Here is a 19085-nt window from a genome sequence, read left to right as displayed (position 1 = left end):
CGCCGATGCTCTTGAACGGACAGGACCCGGCTGACCTGCGCCGCGCCGCCGAGGCGCTGGCGTCGGGCGAGCTCGTCGGCCTGCCGACCGAGACGGTCTATGGCCTGGCGGCCCGTGCCGACCTCGATACGGCCGTGGCCAAGATCTTTGCCGCCAAGGGCCGGCCGGCCGACCATCCACTGATCGTCCATGTGCTGGACGCCGAGGATGCCCTTCATTTCGCGGCCGAGCTGCCGCCGGTGGCGCGCCGGCTGATCGAAGCCTTCTGGCCGGGCCCCTTGACCCTGATCGTGCCGCGCCGCGACGGTGTGGCAGCAGCAGCAGCGGGCGGGCAGAACACCATAGGCCTGCGCTGCCCGGCCCATCCAGTGGCCCGTGCGCTTCTGGCCGTCGCCCGGCCGCTCGGCGTGCACGGTGTGGCGGCGCCCAGCGCCAACCGCTTCGGCCGCATCAGCCCGACCCGCGCTCGACATGTGATCGAGGAATTTGAGCCTGGCCTCCTGGTGCTGGAAGGGGGGGACTGCGAGGTCGGCATCGAGTCCAGCATCGTCGATTGCAGCCGGGGCCATCCGGTGCTCTTGCGCCCCGGCGTGCTGACGCCGGCCCAGATCGAGGCCGTGGCAGGTGAGCCCTTGCTCATGCCGGACGCCCAGGCGCCGCGCGCCTCGGGCACGCTGGCCGCCCATTACGCGCCCCGCGCTCGGGTCCGCTTGTTTACCGCCGATGACCTGGCGGCACAGGTGGCGAAACATTGGTCGCCGACGCTGGCGGTATATTCACGCACCGTCGCGCTGGGCGCGGGCGCGCTGATGCAGCGCATGCCCGACGAGGCGCTGGCGGCGGCGCAGCAGCTGTTTGCGGCGCTGCGCGAGCTGGATGCCGCCGGTGCCAGCGAGATTTGGATTGAAGTGCCGCCGCCCGATCGCGCATGGGATGGCGTCAGGGATCGGCTGTCGCGCGCGGCGGCAGCTTTCGAAGGCTGAGCTCGCCACCAGGCGGGATGGTCACAAGCAATGGATGGAGAGTTGATGAACAGGTTCAAGCATGGCGCCCGACGTTTCGGTCTGGCAATGCTGGGGGTGGCGGCGGCCATCCTGGTCGGATGCGGCGGCGGCTCCGAGCCCATCGAGCCCTTCGTTCCCAAGCGCATCATGGCCTTCGGTGATGAAAGCAGCGCCATCACGGCCCAGGGCAAGAAGTACACGATCAACGCCCTCGACGCCAACAGCCAACTGGCCTGCTACAACAACCCGATCTGGGTGCAGTCGCTGGCCAGCCACTTCGGCCTGGTGTTCCCGCAGTGCAATCCGGAGGCCATCGCCGCGCCGCAGGGGCAGATGTTCGCCAAGGCCGGTGCCAAGGTGGCCGACGTGCGCGCGCAGCTGGACGTGTTCTTTTCCACCGGCAGCTTCAACGCCCATGACCTGGTGGCGATGATGGCCGGCAGCAACGACATCCTGGAGCTGTATTCGCAGTTCCCGGCCGTCAGCCGCGACTCGCTGATCAACAGCGCCCGCGACCTCGGCAAGCAATGGGCGGCCCAGGTCAACCGTGTGGCCGATTCGGGCGGCCGGGTTGTCGTGCCCACGCTGCCCGACATGGGCGTCACGCCCTACGCGCTGAAGGAAAAGCTGGCCAAGCAGGACACCGACCGCGCCAAGCTGCTGACCGACCTGACCACCGAGTTCAACACCTACTTCCGCCTCAACATCCGCAACGACGGCCGCGTGATCGGCCTGGTGCTGGCAGATGAAATGACGCAGACGGCCACCCGCTACCCTGCGGCCTTCGGTTATGCGAATGTGACCGACGGTGCCTGCCTGACCACGGTGGCCATCACCGACTGCACGACCAAGACCCTGCTGGTCGACTCCAACCAGGAAACCTGGCTGTGGGCCAACGACACGCTGATGAGCCCGGGCGGTCAGAGCCGGCTGGGTCAGCTGGCGCTGCAACGGGCGGTTGGCAACCCCTTCTGACGCCGACGACCTCCGCTGTCGCATAAAGCGCAACGAACCCCGGCCTTGGCGACAAGGTCGGGGTTTTTACTTTCCGGGTGCGCGGCGCGGCGCACTTATAGTCTTTTCAAGAAAAACGAACGGTCGTTCTATTTTCTGCCATCCGATCAACGAGAGACAACTCACTGCGAGGTTTGCATGAGCACCAAGAAACATCTGGCCCTGCTGGCCCTGACCAGCGCGGCGCTGGCGGGCTGCGGCGGCGGCTCCAACAACAAGGCCGATGACCCGCCACCGGCACGCGCCACCATCATCACGGCCCTGGTCGCTGGCGCGGCCACGGCCGCCCAGGTCGATGCCGGCACGGCCGCCTCGGGCGCCCAGGCGCTGACGGGCAAGGCGGCCTGCGACGTCGAGGTCCGCTATGTGCTGTACATGACCCGCGATCCGCAGGGCCTGCCGGCCACGGCCTCGGCCGGCGTGCTGGTGCCGAAGGGCACGGCGGCGGCCTGCACGGGCGACCGTCCGGTGCTGCTCTATGCCCATGGCACGACGACGACCAAGAGCTTCAACATGGCCGACGTCCAGAAGAACGGCGAGGCCTCGCTGGTGATGGCCATGTATGCGGCCCAGGGCTTCATCGTGGTGGCACCGAACTACCTGGGCTACGACAAGTCTTCGCTGTCCTACCACCCCTACCTGAACGCCGAAAACCAGGCGATGGACATGATTGACGGCCTGCGCGCCGCCAAGGCCCACCTGGCGGCCGACAGCAGCGTCAAGCCCTCAGCCAAGCTGTTCATCAGCGGCTATTCCCAAGGTGGTCACGTGGCCATGGCCACGCACAAGGTCATCGAGCGCGACTACGGTTCTGAGTTCACCGTCACCGCCTCGGGTCCAATGTCCGGCCCCTACAACATGGTGGGCTTTGGCGACATCGTGACCGGCACCGGCCCGATCAATGCCGGCGCCACCTTGTTCGTGCCGCTCTTGCTGACCAGCTACCAGAAGTCCTACGGCAACATCTACGCCAGCACGACCGAGGCCTACCAGGCTCCGTACGCGGCCACGATCGAGACCCTGTTCCCGACCGACACGCCGGTGGCCGACCTGATCGCTGGCGGCAAGCTGCCGGCCGATCCGACCTTCACCAAGCTGTTCGGCACGGGCGGCCTGTTGACCGACAGCTTCCGCGCCGGCTACCAGGGCTCCAACTACCGCAAGGCGCTGCAGACCAACACCCTGCTCGGCTTCACGCCCAAGCGGCCGCTGGTGATGTGCGGCGGCAAGGCGGACCCGACGGTGTTCTTCGACGTCAACACCACGGCCATGTCGGCCGACCTGAAGTCGCGTGTCGCGCCGCTGGTGGCCGCCACCTATGACCTGGAGACGCTGTCCACCCTGCCTGCCGGCATCACCGGACAGACCATCTATGGCGGCTTCCAGCAGGCCAAGGCAGCGGCTGGTGCCAATGCTCAGGCCCAGTACCACGGCAGCCTGGTGCCGCCGTTCTGCACGGCCCTGGTGCGCGGCTTCTTCCAGACCGTGCTGGCCACCGGCCAGTAAGGCGAGCGACAAGCGGAGAAATACGTCATGAAGAACCAATCTGTTTTCCAACTCGCCCTGGGTCTGGCCCTGAGCCTCGCCGCCGGTCTGGCAGCGGCCCAGACGCACAGCGTCTATCTGGGCGGCGCCCGCATAGATGTGCGTGCCAAGGCGCCTGCGCTGGAGGGCGGCCCGGCCGTGCCGGCGCCGGGTGGCCTGCTGGAGGTCGGTGATGCCACCACAACCGGCTTCGGCTATGTCTACCATGCCACGCCGCAATGGGCGGTCGAGGTGGCGCTGGGTATCCCGCCGCGCCACAAGGTCTATGGCGAAGGTTTCCTCAAGCCCTTCGGCCAGATCTCCTCGGTCAAGCAACTGCCGCCGACGGTCTTCGTCAACTACCACTTCAACGAGATCCTGCCGAAGCTGACGCCGATGGTGGGCCTGGGCCTGAACTACACCAAGTTCAGCAGCGCGCGCAGCACGGCCTCAGGCGACGCGGCCAGTGGTGGCTCGACCAAGATCACGCTGGACGACTCCTGGGGCCTCGCGGCCCATGCCGGCCTGAACTACCAGATCGACAAGAACTGGTCCCTGGTCAGTACCGTGGCCATGGCCAAGGTCAAGAGCGACATGAAGGCCGTGACCAGCACCCGTGAGGGCAATGTGACGCGCACGACGACGATCGACTTCCGTCCCATCGTCTACACGCTGTCGCTGGGCTATACGTTCTGACGCCATAGGGCGTCTCTGCCCAAGCCCCGGCCCAGGGCCGGGGCTACACTTGCGCCATGATTTCATTGCTGGCCCTCGACAGCTCGACGGAAGCACTGACCCTGGCGCTCAGCGCTCCCTCGGAGCGCTTTTTTTTTGAGGGCGAGGGCGGTGCCAAGGCCTCGGCCGAGATCCTGCCGCAGTTGCAGGAATTGCTCGCGCGGGCGGGCCTGCGCGGCGAGCAACTGGACGCCATCGCCTTCGGCCGTGGCCCGGGCGCCTTCACCGGTTTGCGCACCGCCTGCGCCGTGGCGCAAGGCCTGGCCCTGGGCTGGAACAAGCCGGTGCTTGCCATCGACAGCCTGATGCTGGTGGCCGAGGACGCGCGCCTGCAGGCCGGCAGCCTCGCCGGGCCGATCTGGGTGTTGATGGATGCCCGCATGAACGAGATCTACGCCGGCTGCTACCAATGGGCCGGCGACCGCTGGCAGGTGCTGGATGCGCCCGCGCTCTACAGCCCCGAGGCCCTGAAGGCGCATTGGCAGGGGCAGCCGCCGGGCGCCGTCTGCGGCTCGGCCCTGCAGCCGTTTGCCGAGGCCCTGGCGTTGGGTGGTGATCTGCCAGCCTGGCCCGAGACGCGCTCGCGTGCCGCCGCCCTGGCCAGCCTGGCCGAGCAGGCCTGGGCGTCCGGCGACAAGCTCGATGCCGCTGAGGCCATGCCGCTCTATGTGCGCGACAAGGTGGCGCTGACCACGGCCGAACGCGCCGCCGTCGCTGCCGCCGCGCAGGGAGCCCAGGCATGAGCGCGCAGCCACAAGCCACCTTGGCCGTGCTGCCGCTGCGCCTCGTTGACCTCGACGCCGTGCTGCTGATCGAGCAGCAGGCCTATGCCCATCCCTGGTCACATGGCAATTTCGTCGACTCGCTGGCCGCCGGCTACGAGGCCTGGGCGCTGTGGGAAGGGAGGGGCCAGCAGGCAAGATTGCTTGGCTATTTCCTGGCCATGCAGGGCGTGGACGAGATGCATTTGCTCAACATCACCGTGCAGCCGGCCCAGCAGGGCCGGGGCCTGGCGCGCCTGATGCTTGACGAGCTCTGCGCCCGCAGCCGCGCCCTCGGGCGCCTGCAAATCTGGCTGGAGGTGCGCGAGAGCAATGCACGTGCACGCCAGGTCTATCAGCGCTATGGTTTCGCCGAGGTGGGGCTGCGCCGCGCCTATTACCCGGCGGGCCCGGGCCAGCGGGAAGATGCGATCCTGATGAGCCTCAGTTTGGAAGAGCCCGCAACATGACTTGGGATGCAAGACAGCAGGCGATGCTGGAGGCCATGGGCTACAAGCTCTGGGCTGCGCCGGAGCCTGCCGTGGCGGAGCCGGAAGCCGCTCCCGCGCCGCGTGAAGTTCCGCGTGAAGTTCCGCGCGAAATACCACGTGAAGCAGCCCGCGAGGCCTCCCGGGCCCCCGTGCAGATCGCGCAGGCGCTGGCGCCTGTCATGCCGCAGCGTGGCGGCGTCCCGTCGGCTGCCGGTTCGGCAGCACGCCCCGAAATCGCCACCCTCGATTGGAAGCAGCTGCAAGAGAGCGTGGCCGGCTGCCGCGCCTGCGGCCTCTGCGAAGGCCGCAAGCAGACGGTGTTCGGCGTGGGCAATGAGCAGGCGCACTGGATGATCGTCGGCGAAGCGCCGGGCGAGCAGGAAGACCGCCAGGGCGAACCCTTCGTCGGCACGGCCGGCCAGTTGCTCGACAGCATGCTGCGTGCCATCCGCCTTACGCGCCAAGAGGCAGCGCCGGCCCAGCAGGTCTTCATCGCCAACACCTTGAAGTGCCGGCCGCCGCGCAACCGCAATCCTGAACCCGATGAACTCGCCGCCTGCCAGCCCTATCTGGAGCGCCAGATCGAACTGGTGAAGCCGCGCATCATCCTGGCCCTGGGCCGCTTTGCGGTGCAGGCCCTGCTCGGCAGCAACGAGGCCATAGGCCGGCTGCGCGGCAAGGTCCACAGCTACCAGGGCATTCCGGTGATCGTGAGCTACCACCCGGCCTATCTGCTGCGCAATCTCGGCGACAAGGCGCGGGCCTGGGAAGACCTGTGCCTGGCGATGAGCACGCTGCAAGCGCAGGCGGTGCCATCGTGAGCGACGAGCAACAGCGCGAAACACAACGCGAATCACAGCGCGAACAGCAAGACATCGCCGCTGCGCGGCTGCGCCTGATCGCCGATGCGGTGCCGGCCCTGGTCGCGCTGTATGACGCCAAGAGCGATGCCTGCCTGTTCGCCAACCGCCGCTATGCGCAGATGTTCGGCCTCGACGAGCAGAGCATCCTCGGCCGCACCTTTGCCGAGGTCATAGGCCCGGCCGCGACCGAGCAGATCCAGTGGGCCGTCGATCAGGTCAAGCAGCAACGCCAGGCTGCCAACTACGAGCGCCAGCTCGACGACGGCCGCTGGATCGAGGTCAACCTGATGCCGCATCTCGATGCCGAGGGCGAGCTGATCGCCAGCTGCGTGCTGATCAACGACATCAGCAAACACCGCCTCGCCGAGCAGCGCGTCCGTGAGTCGCAGCAGCGCCTGGACAAGTTCATGCACGCCACGGTGGAGGGCATCCTCTTCCACCGCGATGGCGTGGTCACCGATGTGAACCCGCCGCTGTGCGCCCTGGTCGGCTATTCGCTGGAGGAGATGGTGGGCCGGCGCGCCCTGTCCTTCGTGGCCGAGGACGAGCTGGCCAAGGTGCAGCAGGTGATGGGCGCCTCGCGCGAGCTGCGCTACGAGACTGCCGTGGTGCACAAGGACGGCACGCGCATCCCGGTCGAGTTCATCGTGCGCACCATGGAGATGGACGGCGAGAAGCTGCGCATGACCATCGTGCGCGACATCCGCGACCGCATCGCTGCCCAGGCGCGCATCCAGCACCTGGCGCACCATGATTCGCTGACCCAGCTGCTCAACCGCAGCGCTTTCATGGAGAAGCTGCAGCCGGCGCTGCAGCGCGCCGGCGAGCAGGGCCGCCAGCTGGCGCTGCTCTTCATCGACCTGGACAACTTCAAGCGTGTCAACGATTCGCTGGGCCATCTGGAAGGCGATCTGGTGTTGACCACGGTGGCGCGCCGCATCACCGGCTGCCTGCGCGCCAGCGACCTGGTGGGCCGCTTCGGCGGCGACGAGTTTGTCGTGCTGCTGGAGGACATCCACCACCGCGATGACGTGCTGGTGGTGCTGCGCGCGCTGCTGGACGTGGTCGAGGTGCCGGTCAATGCCGACGGGCGCGAGCTTTCGGTCACGCCCTCGATAGGCGTGGCCATGTTCCCCGAGCATGGCGAGACGGCGCAGGAGCTGATCCAGCATGCCGACACGGCCATGTATCAGGCCAAGTCCAAGGGCCGCGCCACCTACGAGTTCTTCGTGCCCGCGCTGGCCGAAAGCGCCTACGCCGACCTCGTGATCGAGAGCGAGCTGGGCACGGGCCTCGACGAAGGCGAGTTCCTGCTCTACTACCAGCCGCAGATCGATGCGCTGAGCGGCCGCCTGGTCGGCGCCGAGGCCCTGCTGCGCTGGCGCCATCCGCAGCGTGGCCTGCTGACGCCGGAGGCCTTCATCGCCGTGGCCGAGCGTCACCGCCTGATGCTGCCGCTGTCCGACTGGGTGCTGGCCGAGGCGGCCCGCCAGGCTCGGCGCTGGCACGATGCCGGCCTGCCGCCGCTGCGCATCGCCGTCAACCTCTCCAGCATGCAATTCCGGCTCGAGAGCTTTGCCTGCACCGTGGCCGGCGTGCTCGGCGAGTCCGGTGCGCGCGGCGACTGGCTGGAACTGGAGCTGACCGAACGCATGCTGATCGACGACATAGCCCATGCGCCCGAGACGCTGGCCGAGCTGCGTTCGCAGGGGCTCACCATCTCGGTCGACGACTTCGGTACCGGCCACACCTCGCTCGCGCACCTGACCCAGCTGCCGCTGGACAAGCTCAAGATCGACCAGGGCTTTGTGGCCAAGCTGCCCGGCGATGCTGGCGCCATGGCCATCACCCGCGCCATCACCGAGATGGCGCGCGGCCTCGGCCTCAAGGTCGGCGCCGAGGGCCTGCGCACCCGTGAGCAATGGCAGCTGCTGGCCGACTGGGGCTGCAACGAGCTGCAGGGCGAGCTGATCGCCGGCCCCATGCCGCCGGCTGAATTCGAGGCCTGGGCCCGGGCCTGGAGCGGACGAAAAGAATGAGCCAGGCGCTGGAACAGCTGATCCGCCGCGAGATCGATACGGCCGGTGGCTGGATCGCGTTTGACCGCTTCATGGCCCTGGCCCTGTATGCGCCGGATCTCGGTTATTACACCAACCAGCGCCGCAAGTTCGGCCTGATGCCGCAGAGCGGCTCCGACTTCGTCACCGCGCCGGAGCTGTCGCCGCTGTTCGGCCAGGCGCTGGCCCGCCAGGTCGCCCAGGCGCTGCAGGCTACGGGCACGGACACGGTCTGGGAGTTCGGCGCCGGCAGCGGCGCGCTGGCCGAGCAGCTGCTGCAGGCGCTCGGCGATCAGATTGCGCGCTACCGCATCGTCGACCTGTCCGGCAGCCTGCGCCAGCGCCAGGCCGAGCGGCTCGCGCCCTGGGCCCACAAGCTGGAGTGGCTGGATCGCCTGCCCGAAGCAATGGAAGGCGTGGTGGTCGGCAACGAGGTGCTGGATGCGATGCCGGTGCAACTGCTGCACTACGACGGCGCGCAGTGGCTGGAGCGCGGCGTGGTCGCGAGCGACGCCGGCTTTGCCTGGTCGGACCGGCCCACGGCCGCGAAACCGCCGTTCGATGCGCCCTTTGTGCCCGGCACCATCACCGAGACACATGCGCAGGCCGAGGGCTTCATCCGCACGCTGGCCGCCACGCTGAAGCGCGGCGCCGTCTTCCTGCTCGACTACGGCTTCCCCGAGGCCGAGTACTACCATCCGCAGCGCACAGGCGGCACGCTGATGTGCCACCACGAACACAAGGCCGACCCGGATCCGCTGGTGCTGGTCGGCGACAAGGACATCACGGCCCACGTCAACTTCACCGGCATTGCGCTGGCCGGCCAGGACGCCGGGCTGACGGTGCTGGGCTACACCAGCCAGGCGCGCTTCCTGATGAACTGCGGCCTCGTCGAGCTGATGGGCGCGGCACCGCTGGCCGAACGCGCCATGGCGCACAAGCTGATTGCCGAGCATGAGATGGGTGAGCTGTTCAAGGTGATCGGCTTTGTGGCGGGGCAGGGGGAGTTTGATGCGCTGGGGTTTGTGAGCGGGGATCGCTGCCATACGCTGTAGCGGTTTGCTTGGCGTCGATGGATCTCTGCGGAGGCCAGGCCTCAACCACCCAGGTGGCGTGCGCCTCTTCGCCGTGCACGTCGATTCGCTCAGCTGGGGGCCTGCTGGCCAGCCCGACCACAGCTGAAGCCAGCACGGCCATCGCAGGTCTTCCCTACCCGCTGATGCCTGCGCACTCCCATACACTCGCATTCGTACTGCGTCGCAGCGGCGCCGGGCTTTCGTTCAACACGCAAAGCCCGTAGCGCGACCTGTCACGGTTCACAGCGCCCGCCTGTGGTGAGCCGGCTCCAGCACCTGTAGTTCCGCAATGGAAAGCTATCTGCTCGACTGGGCCAACCTGCTGCTGCGCTGGCTCCACGTCATCACCGTCATCGCCTGGATTGGCGCCTCCTTCTACTTCGTCTGGCTCGACAACCACCTCGTCAAGCCCAGCTCGCTGGAGCTCAAGGGCAAGGGCGTGGATGGCGAGCTGTGGGCCGTCCATGGCGGCGGTTTCTACAACCCGCAGAAGTACATGGTGGCGCCGCCCAACTTGCCGCAGCACCTGCACTGGTTCTACTGGGAGAGCTACTGGACCTGGATGAGCGGCTTCGCGCTCTTCGTCGTGCTCTACCTTTTCAATGCGAGCAGCTTCCTGATCGACAAGCGGGTGCATGACTGGGGGCCGCCGGCAGCCATTGCTTCGGCACTCGGTTTCCTCGCCGCAGGCTGGATCGTCTACGACCAGATCTGCCGCCGCTTCGGACACAAGAAAGACGGCTCCATCGGCAACGACGGCCTCGTGCTCGGCCTCGTCGCGGTCTTTGTCGTCATCGCCGCCTGGGCCGCCTGCCAGCTGTTTGCGGGCCGCGCGGCCTTTCTGATCGTCGGCGCCATGATCGCCACGATGATGAGCGCCAATGTGCTGTTCTGGATCATCCCGGGCCAGAAGCAGGTGATCGCCGACATGCGGGCCGGCCAGCCGGTCGACCCGGTTCACGGGCAACGCGGCAAGCAGCGCAGCGTGCACAACACCTTCTTCGGCCTGCCGGTGCTGATCGCCATGCTCAGCAACCACTACGGCATGCTCTACAGCCATGCGCAGAACTGGATTGTGCTGAGTGTGCTGATGGCGGCGGGCGTCTTGATACGGACCTTCTTCGTCAAGCGCCACAAGGGCGTCAACAGCTGGGGCCTGGTGGCGGGCGCTGTGGCCCTGCTGGCGGGGCTGATCGTGTGGATGGCGCCCAAGCCGCAGGCCGCTGCACCCGTGCCGACGCTGGCCGAGGTCAAGGCGGTAGTCGATGCGCGCTGCATCGCCTGCCACACCGGCATCGCCGCGCAGAAGGGCATGCGGCTCGACAGCGTCGAAGCCATCCAGAGCCACGCGGCGGCGATCTACCAGCAGGCCGTGCTGCAAAAGACCATGCCCCTGAACAACGCCACCGGCATCACTGAGGCCGAGCGGGCCTTGCTGGGCCGCTGGTTCGAGTCCCGACAAAGCCGCTAGCCATGCTCGACGACCCGCGCGCCTTGCTCCGCCATCTCTACGAGGTGGCGGTGGCGCGAGCCCTGCCGGCTCGCGTGTTGGCCGCCCGGTTGCCGCCGCCGCCCAAGGGCCGCACGCTGGTGCTGGGGGCTGGCAAGGCCGGCGGGGCGATGGCCCAGGCGCTGGAAGCGGCCTGGCCGGCCGAGGCGCCGCTGTCGGGCCTGGTGATCACCCGCTATGGCCATTGCCCGCCGAGCTATGCGCCGCGCCGCATCGAGCTGGTCGAGGCCGCCCATCCCGTGCCCGACGCCGCCGGCCAGCAGGCGGCCGGGCGCATGCTGGCCCTGACGCAGGGGCTGACGGCCGACGACCTGGTGATCTGCCTGATCTCCGGCGGCGGCTCGGCCCTTTTGAGCCTGCCGGCCGAAGGGCTGAGCCTCACCGACAAGCAGCAGCTCAACCGCGCCCTGCTGGAGAGCGGCGCCGACATCGCGCAGATGAATTGCGTGCGCAAGCATCTCTCACGCATCAAGGGCGGGCGGCTGGCCGCTGCCTGCGCACCAGCCCGCGTGCTGACGCTGACGATCAGCGATGTGCCGGGCGACGACCCGGCCGTCATCGCCAGCGGCCCCACGGTGGCCGACCCCACGACCTGCGCCGATGCGTTGGCCATCTGTGGCCGCTATGGCATCGCGCTGCCCGAGGCGGCGCGCGTCGGCCTGCAGAGCGGCGCCTTCGAAACCCCCAAGCCCGGCGACCCGCGCCTCGCCGGCCACGAGTTGCGCATGCTGTCCACGCCGCTGCAAAGCCTCGAGGCCGCAGCCGAGGCGGCTCGCGCACTGGGCCTCGCGGCCCATGTGCTGAGCGACGAGATCGAGGGCGAATCGCGCGACATCGGCGCCATGCACGCAGCGCTGGCCCGGGCCAGCGCGCGGCGCGGCCAGCCCTTTGCCCGGCCCTGCGTGCTGCTCTCGGGCGGCGAAACCACGGTGACCGTGCGCAACCGTGAGGGCCGGGGCGGCCGGGCCGGCGAGTTCCTGCTTGGTTGCGCCTTGGCCCTGCAGGGCGAGGGCGGCATCTACGTGCTGGCAGCCGATACCGATGGCATCGACGGCAAGCAGGACAACGCCGGCGCCCTCGTCACGCCCGACAGCCTGGCCCGCGCCGCAGCGCTGGGCCTGAAGCCGCGCGAGCTGCTGCAGGCCAATTGCGCCTACGACTTCTTTGCCGCGCTGGGTGACCTGGTGGTGACCGGGCCCACGTTCACCAACGTCAATGATTTCCGGGCGCTGCTGGTCCTTTGACTTGGGTCGGCCCTGACCAGAGGCCCGCGCGCAAGGGCTTTGATAAAGCACAAGGTCAGGGCCTGCGGCTTGGCTGACAGTGAGGCATCCGCCTACAGCCCCCCGAAAACGCCGTGGACACATCGACCAAGCACAACGGATCCCGCCTCGCTCCCATCGAGGCCAGCGCCTGGCCCGCCCTGCTGGGTGGCGCGGCGGCGCAGTTGCCCGAGCTGCTGCCGCAGATCGAGGCCCTGGGCGTGCGGCGGCGCATCGATGCCGGTGCCAGCGTGCTGTCGCGCCAGCTGGCGGCCACCGAGCTGGTGGCGGTGGTTGAGGGCGTGGTGGGCCTCGGCCTGCAGACCTCCGAAGGCTTCCAGCTCGAGCGCAGCGTGCGTGCGCCGCAATGGCTGGACCTCAGCAGCGCCTGGCTCGGTGGCAGCTATGCCCAGGACGCCCGGGCGCTGGAGCGCGCCACCGTGCTTTACCTGCCGGTGGCACCGCTGCGCGCGCTGATGCTGGGTGAACCGGCGCTTCAGCAAGGCCTGATGCAGGCGCTGGCCCAGCAGGTGCACCGCCTGACCGCCGCCACACAGGAGCTGATGCACAAAGGCGCCGAGAAGCGCCTGGCCGCCTGGCTCTTGCAGCACCAGCGGCAGCATGCCGTCAACGGCCATGCCCTCGTTCAGCTGAACGAGCGCAAGCGCGACATCGCAGCCCAGTTGGCCATCGCGCCCGAAACGCTGTCGCGCATGATGCGCGAGCTGAAGCGCAAGGGCCTGATCGAGGTGCAGGGCTACCGCGTGCAGCTGCTCGACCTGCCTGCTCTGCAGCGCGAGGCAGCGGCAGTCTGAGGTTCTGCGCAATAGTCCCGCCACAGCGGGGCAGACCCTCTTGGACAGGTGCGCCCAGCCTCTCTAGACTGGCTCAACAACAATTCGTTCGGAGCCGAGCATGAGCGCCCAAGCCGCAGAAAAATTCTTCCACAAGAACGCCGCCCTGCCGGCCATGCCCGAGGTGGCCAGCCGGCTGCTGAAGAGCTTCGATGACGACAACGTCAGCCTTGGCACCATCGCCGAGCTGGTGGGCAAGGATTCGACGCTGGCCGCCAAGGTGCTGCGCCTCGCGAACTCGGCCCGCTACAGCCCCTCGCACCAGATCGCCAGCCTGCAGGACGCGGCCGCCGCCCTCGGCATGGACACGCTGCGCAACCTGGCCCTGGGCGCCTGCCTGGCCGGCGCCTTCCCGGTGGTTAAGGGCCTGGACCGCACGCGCTTCTGGCGCCACAGCGTCAGCACGGCGGCCTATGCCCGCATCCTCTCCAACGTGGTGCGCCTGGATGCCGACACCGCCTACCTCGCCGGCCTGATGCTGCGCACCGGCCAGCTGCTGATGGCGATGACCGAGCCCGAGCTGGTGGCCGATGTGGAGGCGCATGCCGAGGAGCCGGGCAGCCGCTTCTCGCTGGAGCAGCACCGCTTCGATTGCACCCATGCCGACGTGACCGCCTCGCTGGCCAGCCACTGGCACTTCCCGGCGCCGCTGACCGAGTCCTTCCGCCTGGCCAACAACCCGCTGGAGCTGCGCCCGTTCTCGCTGATGGCGGCCGTGCTGCACCTGGCCGAGGTGCTGGCCGACGCGGCCGAGCAGAAGATCACGCCCACCGTGGCGCTGCAGACCGCCGTGCCCGAGCTGGTCGAGCACCTGCACCTGGACCTGGCCTACCTGGAGGCCAAGATTGCGGCCGCCGGCGACGTGGCCAGCGATGTGGATTCGATGCTGGGCTGACCCCTCAGCTCAGCGCTCAATCCAAAGCTTCCAGGGCCGCCAGCCGCGCGGCCTGCACGGCGCGGCCGATGTCCGCGCCCTTGAGATGGCGGGCCAGCGCGTCGGCCGAGACGGCCGCCAGGTCCAGCGCCAGCAGCGTAGCCAGGTCGCGCTGCAAGAGGGCACGCTGCGGATAGTCGCGCGCTTCCAGGCCGAGGCGGCCGCGCGCATCGCACTCACAGGCCTGCAGCATTTGCTCGAAGCGCTCGGGCCGGCGCAGGCCATCGCTGCGTTCGATCAGGCGCAGCCGCGCCGCCGGCGAAAAGCCGAGGCTCTGGTGCACATGCGTGTGCTCGCGCGCCACCAGCTCGGCCAGCTCGGCGCAGTCGCGCGGCACGCGCCAGCGCTCGCTGACCTGTTTGGCCAGGCGCGCGCTGCGGCCCTCGTGGGCGATGTGGCGCGGCAGTTCTTCCTTGCGGGTCTCGCCCTTGCCGAGGTCGTGGCAGAGCGCGGCAAAGCGCACCGGCAGCGGCGCATCGACCTTCGCGCATTGGTCCAGCACCATCAGCGCATGGATGCCGCAGTCGATCTCCGGATGGTGTTCGGCGGGCTGCGGCACGCCAAACAGCGCTTCGAGCTCGGGCAGCAGGCGGGCGAGGGCGCCGCAGGAACGCAAGAGCTCGACCATGCGCGAGGGTCGCGCCTCCATCAGGCCGCGTGCGAGTTCCTGCCAGACGCGCTCGGCCACCAGCGCATCGACCTCGCCGGCCGCCACCATGGCCTGCATCAGCGCCTGCGTCTCGCTCGCCACCTCGAAGTCGGGGAAGCGGGCGCCGAATCGGGCCAGGCGCAGGATGCGCACCGGGTCTTCGGCGAAGGCTTCGGACACATGGCGGAACACGCGAGCCTGCAGGTCCTGCTGCCCGCCGTAGGGGTCGATCAGCTGGCCGTCCGCGTCCAGCGCCATGGCATTGATCGTCAGGTCGCGGCGGGCCAGGTCCTGCTCCACCGTCACGTCGGGCGCGGCATGGAAGGCGAAGCCGTGATAGCCGGGCGCGGTCTTGCGCTCGGTGCGGGCCAGCGCGTATTCCTCATGCGTTTGCGGATGCAGGAAGACCGGGAAGTCCTTGCCCACTGGCAGATAGCCCTGCGCCAGCATGTGCTCAGGGCTGGTGCCGACGACCAGCCAGTCCACGTCCGACACGGGCCGCCCGAGCAGGCGGTCGCGCACCGCGCCTCCGACTTGATAGATCTGCATCAGGCCATTGTCGGCGGCGCCGTGCGGTAGGGCTCGTCCTCGGGCACCCAGACATGCTCGGCCAGCGCGTCCGCCACCCAGGCGCTGACCGAGCGCGTTGCCTCCATGCGCTTCACGTAGGCAGCTGCTGCGGGAGAGAGCGGCAGGCCGTAGCGCGTGACGCGCATCACCACCGGCGCGAAGTAGGCGTCGGCGGCCGTGAACTCGCCGAACAGGAAGGGGCCGCCCTGGGCCGCCAGTTGCTCGCTCCAGATCGCATCGATGCGGGCCAGGTCGGCGGCGAGGCCGGGCTCCTCGGCCAGGAGCTTGGGGCCGAGGGCCTGGAGCTCGGCCTCGATGTTCATGGGGCAGAGGCTGCGCAGCTTGCCGAAGCCAGAGTGCATCTCGGCGCAGAGGGCGCGGGCGGTGGCGCGCTGGCGGGCAGCCAGCGGCCACACGGCCTTGTCGGGATGCTGGTCGGCGATGTATTCGATGATGGCCAGCGAGTCCCAGACCGAGAAGCCATCGGCCTCCACCGCCACCGGCACGCGGCCGGCCGGGCCCACGCCCTGCAGCGCGGTGTAGAAGGGCGAACCGGGCGCAAAGTCGAACAGCACCTTGTGCTCTTCGAAGGGGATGCCGAGCTCGGTCAGGAGCACCCAGGGGCGCATGGACCAGGACGAGTAGTTCTTGTTGCCGATGATCAGGCGCATGGAAGGTCTCCTTGGATAGCCGTTGCTGGCCCGCATGCTAGGGCCATCGGACCCCGGGCAACGCGAGTCATGGGCGAGGCCGGTATTGAGACGCGGCGCGGCGCTCAGCGCAGATCGCTGCCGAGGGCGGCCGAGCTGGCCTCGCGCGGGCCTATGGTGCGGCCCAGGTGCTCGCGCAGCAGCGGCTTGGGCCGGCCGAGCAGCTGGGCGTAGAGGGTGGTGTTGGACAGCACCTTCTTGACGTAGTCGCGCGTCTCGTTGAACGGGATGGTCTCGGCCCAGATCGCGGCGTCCAGCGTCGGGCCGTCGCGCCAGCGGCGCGGCCGCGAGGGGCCGGCGTTGTAGGCCGCCGCCGCCATCGGCAGCGAGCCCTCGAAGCTGTCCAGCACCATCTTCAGGTAATGCGTGCCGAGCAAGAGATTGCGGTCGCGGTCGCTGAGGTCGCCGACGCGGTACTCGATGCCGTTCTTCTTGGCCAGCCACTTGGCCGTGGCCGGCATCACCTGCATCAGGCCCGAGGCGCCCACATGCGAGCGGGCGTCGTGCACGAAGCGCGATTCCTGGCGTATCAGGCCGTAGACGGCGGCCGGGTCCACGCCGACCTCGGCGGCCGTGGCCAGCACCTGGGCGCGCAGCGGCGTGGGGAAGCGCTGGGCCATGTCGATCTCGACCTTGCTGCGCTCGCTGGCGCTGATACAGCGGTCCCAGACCTCCTGGTCGCAGGCCAACTGGGCGGCGGCCAGCAGCTCGCGGTCGCCCATGCCGCGCATCGTGAAGTTCCATTCGCGCACGCCCTCGCTGCGCCAGCCGAGCTGCAAGAGGGCCAGCGCCCGCTGCAGGCCGGGGTTGGCGGCGGCCTGCTCGCGCTCGACAGTGGTCAGGGGCGCCGGCGCCGGAGGCAGGCTGAGCACCAGGCCCAGCTCATCGGCCGCGAGCTTGCCGTAGAAGTGCAGCGGCGAGGCCAACTGGCGCAGCTGCTCGCGCGCCTGGGCCCGCTCGGCATCGCCGGGTGCGCCGGCCGGGGCGGTGTTGAGCTGGGCATGGGCGCGCCAGTATTGCCAGGCGTTGTCTCGCGCCTCCTGCGGGCCCAGACGGGCAATGGCCTGCAGCAGCTCGGCATCACGGCCCGTGCCGTAGACGCGCAGTGCGGCGCGCGCGGCCCAGGCCAGCGTGTCCTCGCTCCATTCGATGGCGTCCTTGCCCTGCAGCCTGAGCGCGCGCTGGAAATAGCCCTGCGCCTCGGCCTGCTGCTTGAAGGCCGACTGGCGGCCGATCTGGGCCCAGACCCAGGCGGCCAGCTCGTCGGGCAGGTTCTTCTCCCAGCGGCTCGTCATCAGTTCGGCCGCCTGGGCCGGGTCGGTGGAGGCCACGCGTATCAGCGCGAGCGTCGTCAACTCCTGCTGGCTGCGTTGCGGCAGGGCGGGGCGGCGGTTGAGGAACTTGCCGGCACGGTCCTGCAGCTCCTCCAGCGATTTCAGGGTCGGCTTGCCGAGCAGGGCGCCGGCCTGCCTGATCGCGCGCGGCTTGTTGGCCTCGACCGCATAGCGCAGCTTGAGCCAGACATCGTCCTGGCGCAGCTTCTTCGCCTCATACAGCGTGGTGGCCAGCAGTGTGCAGCCGTCGTCGCCGTCGCGCTGCGCGAGCCAGGTGGCGCGGGTCTGGGCCTTGACGTCGCGGCCGGCCTGGTGCTCGGTCAGCAGGGCATAGCAGCTGACCTCGCGGTCGTCATTCATCTTGAAGCGCGGGTAGTCCTGGACGAAGTTTTTCCAGTCGCGCCGCCTGCCCAGTTCCAGCAGCCAGTCGTTGCGCAGCCGGTCTTCCACATAGCTGCCGCGCCAGCGCGTGTAGAAGGCCTCGACCTCGCCCGGGCTGACCTCGGCGAGGCGCAGGCCGATGTCCCAGTAGGCGATCCAGGGAGCCAGCAGGTATTGCTCGCTCTGCGCCTGGGCGCTGAGGGCGGCCAGCTGCCTGCGGTCGCGCTTGTCCAGGGCCTGCTTGGCCTGGTTCATGGGTTCGGGGCTGGGGGCGGCGAAGGCGGGGGCGGTCAGCAGCAGCGCTGCTCCATATACTGCCCAGGCCAAGGCCCGCTTGCGGCTCGTCTTGATCATCTACAACTGCTTCTTCATCTTCGATATGAACGCCACAGTGCCACAGCCCCAGCCCCCTGTGCCGCATTCACGGAGCGAATTGCGGCAAGAGTTGCTGGCGCGCCGCAAAGCCTGGGCCGCCACGCCGGCCACCCATGCGGCCGCGCTGACCCTCGGCCGCTCGCTGCACCAGGTGCTGGAGCAGCTGGAGCCGCAGTGCCTGGGCCTGTACTGGCCACTGGACGGGGAATTTAACGCAGTGGACGCGCTGCTGCCCCACACCGAGGCATTGGCCTGCCCGCTGGCGCTGCCCTTCGCCTACAAGAACCCGCGCCGCATGGACTACCGCCGCTGGGACGGCCAGCCGCCTGCCGTGCAGGACGAATGCGGCATCGGCAGCAGCGCCGGCGCGGCCGTGCAGCCCGATGTGGTGCTGGTGCCCTGCGTGGGCTTCACGGCCGAGGGCTACCGTCTCGGCTACGGCGGCGGCTATTACGACCGCTGGCTGGCCGCCCATCCTGGCGTGATCAGCGTGGGCCTGGCCTGGAACCTCGGCCGCACGCAGTTCGCCATCGAGCCGCATGACCAGGCCCTCACCCTGGTGCTGACCGAGACCGAGCTGATCAGCCCCTGAGGGCTTTCTTCGGCGCTGCCTTGGGCTTCTTGGGCGTCTTGCTCGTCTTGGCCTGGGCGGCGCGCAAGGCGGCATCCAGCGCCAGGCGAGCCCAGGGCTGCAGGAGGGCGGGCGACTCCAGCGCCTCTTCGGGTGGCCTGAAGTAGCTGGTCGACACCAGCTCGCCGTCCTTCTGCGGGAAGCAGAAGGGCGTGCAGCCCTCGGCCTCGAAGCGGCTGCGGGTTTGCTCGTCGGTCTTCAGAAAGAGTTGGTCGCCGGCCACGATGGCGATGAAGAAATCATCCACATAGAGCCCGTGGCCGCCGAACATGCGGCGCGAGCGCACGCTGCCTAGCAGCTGCAGCAACTCGGTGCAATGGGCGACGAATTCGTTGCGCGCGTTCATGCAT

Annotated in this window: 18 protein-coding genes; 14 read left to right on the top strand and 4 right to left on the bottom strand. The window is 68.9% G+C overall.

Annotated elements, in window-relative coordinates; translation table 11 throughout:
• Nucleotides 1-5: 5 nt before the first annotated feature.
• The 13 genes from J7U46_RS08105 to J7U46_RS08045 all read left to right on the top strand — a co-directional run bounded on the left by J7U46_RS08105 (nt 6) and on the right by J7U46_RS08045 (nt 14046).
• On the top strand, nt 6-983 hold the full coding sequence (locus J7U46_RS08105; RefSeq protein ID WP_282824563.1) for an L-threonylcarbamoyladenylate synthase: 978 nt from the start codon (nt 6-8) through the stop codon (nt 981-983).
• A 45-nt stretch (nt 984-1028) separates the two neighbouring features.
• On the top strand, nt 1029-1979 hold the full coding sequence (locus J7U46_RS08100) for an SGNH/GDSL hydrolase family protein (protein WP_282824561.1): 951 nt from the start codon (nt 1029-1031) through the stop codon (nt 1977-1979).
• A gap of 177 nt (nt 1980-2156) precedes the next feature.
• Nucleotides 2157-3524, top strand: a complete 1368-nt coding sequence (locus J7U46_RS08095; protein ID WP_282824559.1) for a prolyl oligopeptidase family serine peptidase — start codon at nt 2157-2159, stop codon at nt 3522-3524.
• 27 nt (nt 3525-3551) lie between these two features.
• Complete coding sequence (locus J7U46_RS08090; RefSeq protein ID WP_282824557.1) at nt 3552-4238, top strand: OmpW family outer membrane protein; 687 nt, start codon at nt 3552-3554, stop codon at nt 4236-4238.
• A 56-nt stretch (nt 4239-4294) separates the two neighbouring features.
• Nucleotides 4295-5020 (top strand): tRNA (adenosine(37)-N6)-threonylcarbamoyltransferase complex dimerization subunit type 1 TsaB, encoded by a 726-nt coding sequence (gene tsaB / locus J7U46_RS08085; protein ID WP_282824555.1) that lies wholly within the window; start codon nt 4295-4297, stop codon nt 5018-5020.
• Complete coding sequence (gene rimI, locus J7U46_RS08080) at nt 5017-5508, top strand: ribosomal protein S18-alanine N-acetyltransferase (RefSeq protein ID WP_282824553.1); 492 nt, start codon at nt 5017-5019, stop codon at nt 5506-5508. The genes tsaB and rimI overlap by 4 nt, the downstream gene beginning before the upstream one ends.
• The gene (locus J7U46_RS08075; protein WP_282824551.1) at nt 5505-6350 is read left to right on the top strand and encodes a uracil-DNA glycosylase; all 846 of its coding nucleotides are present in this window, start codon (nt 5505-5507) and stop codon (nt 6348-6350) included. Before rimI ends, J7U46_RS08075 begins: the two co-directional genes overlap by 4 nt.
• Complete coding sequence (locus tag J7U46_RS08070; protein WP_282824549.1) at nt 6347-8431, top strand: EAL domain-containing protein; 2085 nt, start codon at nt 6347-6349, stop codon at nt 8429-8431. Before J7U46_RS08075 ends, J7U46_RS08070 begins: the two co-directional genes overlap by 4 nt.
• Nucleotides 8428-9504, top strand: coding sequence for an SAM-dependent methyltransferase (locus tag J7U46_RS08065; protein ID WP_282824547.1), 1077 nt, complete (start codon nt 8428-8430; stop codon nt 9502-9504). The genes J7U46_RS08070 and J7U46_RS08065 overlap by 4 nt, the downstream gene beginning before the upstream one ends.
• Before the next feature lie 310 nt (nt 9505-9814).
• Nucleotides 9815-10996: a urate hydroxylase PuuD gene (locus tag J7U46_RS08060; protein ID WP_282824545.1), complete on the top strand. Its 1182-nt coding sequence runs from the start codon at nt 9815-9817 to the stop codon at nt 10994-10996.
• A 2-nt stretch (nt 10997-10998) separates the two neighbouring features.
• Nucleotides 10999-12279: a glycerate kinase gene (locus J7U46_RS08055; RefSeq protein WP_282824543.1), complete on the top strand. Its 1281-nt coding sequence runs from the start codon at nt 10999-11001 to the stop codon at nt 12277-12279.
• Nucleotides 12280-12392: 113 nt separating this feature from the next.
• Nucleotides 12393-13112, top strand: coding sequence for a Crp/Fnr family transcriptional regulator (locus J7U46_RS08050; protein ID WP_282824541.1), 720 nt, complete (start codon nt 12393-12395; stop codon nt 13110-13112).
• A 100-nt stretch (nt 13113-13212) separates the two neighbouring features.
• The gene (locus tag J7U46_RS08045) at nt 13213-14046 is read left to right on the top strand and encodes an HDOD domain-containing protein (RefSeq protein WP_282824539.1); all 834 of its coding nucleotides are present in this window, start codon (nt 13213-13215) and stop codon (nt 14044-14046) included.
• A gap of 16 nt (nt 14047-14062) precedes the next feature.
• On the opposite strand, the gene J7U46_RS08040 is transcribed toward J7U46_RS08045, so the two are convergent.
• The 3 genes from J7U46_RS08040 to J7U46_RS08030 all read right to left on the bottom strand — a co-directional run bounded on the left by J7U46_RS08040 (nt 14063) and on the right by J7U46_RS08030 (nt 18083).
• Entirely contained in the window at nt 14063-15283 is a 1221-nt protein-coding gene (locus J7U46_RS08040) for a multifunctional CCA addition/repair protein (protein ID WP_282824538.1), read from the bottom strand.
• Nucleotides 15283-15975, bottom strand: a complete 693-nt coding sequence (locus tag J7U46_RS08035; RefSeq protein WP_282824536.1) for a glutathione S-transferase family protein — start codon at nt 15973-15975, stop codon at nt 15283-15285. Before J7U46_RS08035 ends, J7U46_RS08040 begins: the two co-directional genes overlap by 1 nt.
• Before the next feature lie 104 nt (nt 15976-16079).
• Nucleotides 16080-18083: a lytic transglycosylase domain-containing protein gene (locus J7U46_RS08030; RefSeq protein ID WP_282824534.1), complete on the bottom strand. Its 2004-nt coding sequence runs from the start codon at nt 18081-18083 to the stop codon at nt 16080-16082.
• Between the two features lie 79 nt (nt 18084-18162).
• Here J7U46_RS08030 and J7U46_RS08025 point away from each other — a divergent pair, with 79 nt between their 5' ends.
• Nucleotides 18163-18696 (top strand): 5-formyltetrahydrofolate cyclo-ligase, encoded by a 534-nt coding sequence (locus J7U46_RS08025; protein WP_282824532.1) that lies wholly within the window; start codon nt 18163-18165, stop codon nt 18694-18696.
• Here the strand turns inward: J7U46_RS08025 and J7U46_RS08020 are convergent.
• A complete protein-coding gene (locus J7U46_RS08020) occupies nt 18686-19081 on the bottom strand; it encodes a TfoX/Sxy family protein (protein WP_282824530.1) in 396 nt (131 codons plus the stop codon). The two genes, J7U46_RS08025 and J7U46_RS08020, sit on opposite strands and share 11 nt — an antisense overlap.
• Nucleotides 19082-19085: the final 4 nt, after the last annotated feature.

This window comes from Pelomonas sp. V22 (assembly GCF_030014915.1).
GTDB lineage: Bacteria > Pseudomonadota > Gammaproteobacteria > Burkholderiales > Burkholderiaceae_C > JAUASW01.
This window is presented reverse-complemented; position numbering and strand designations above follow the sequence as displayed.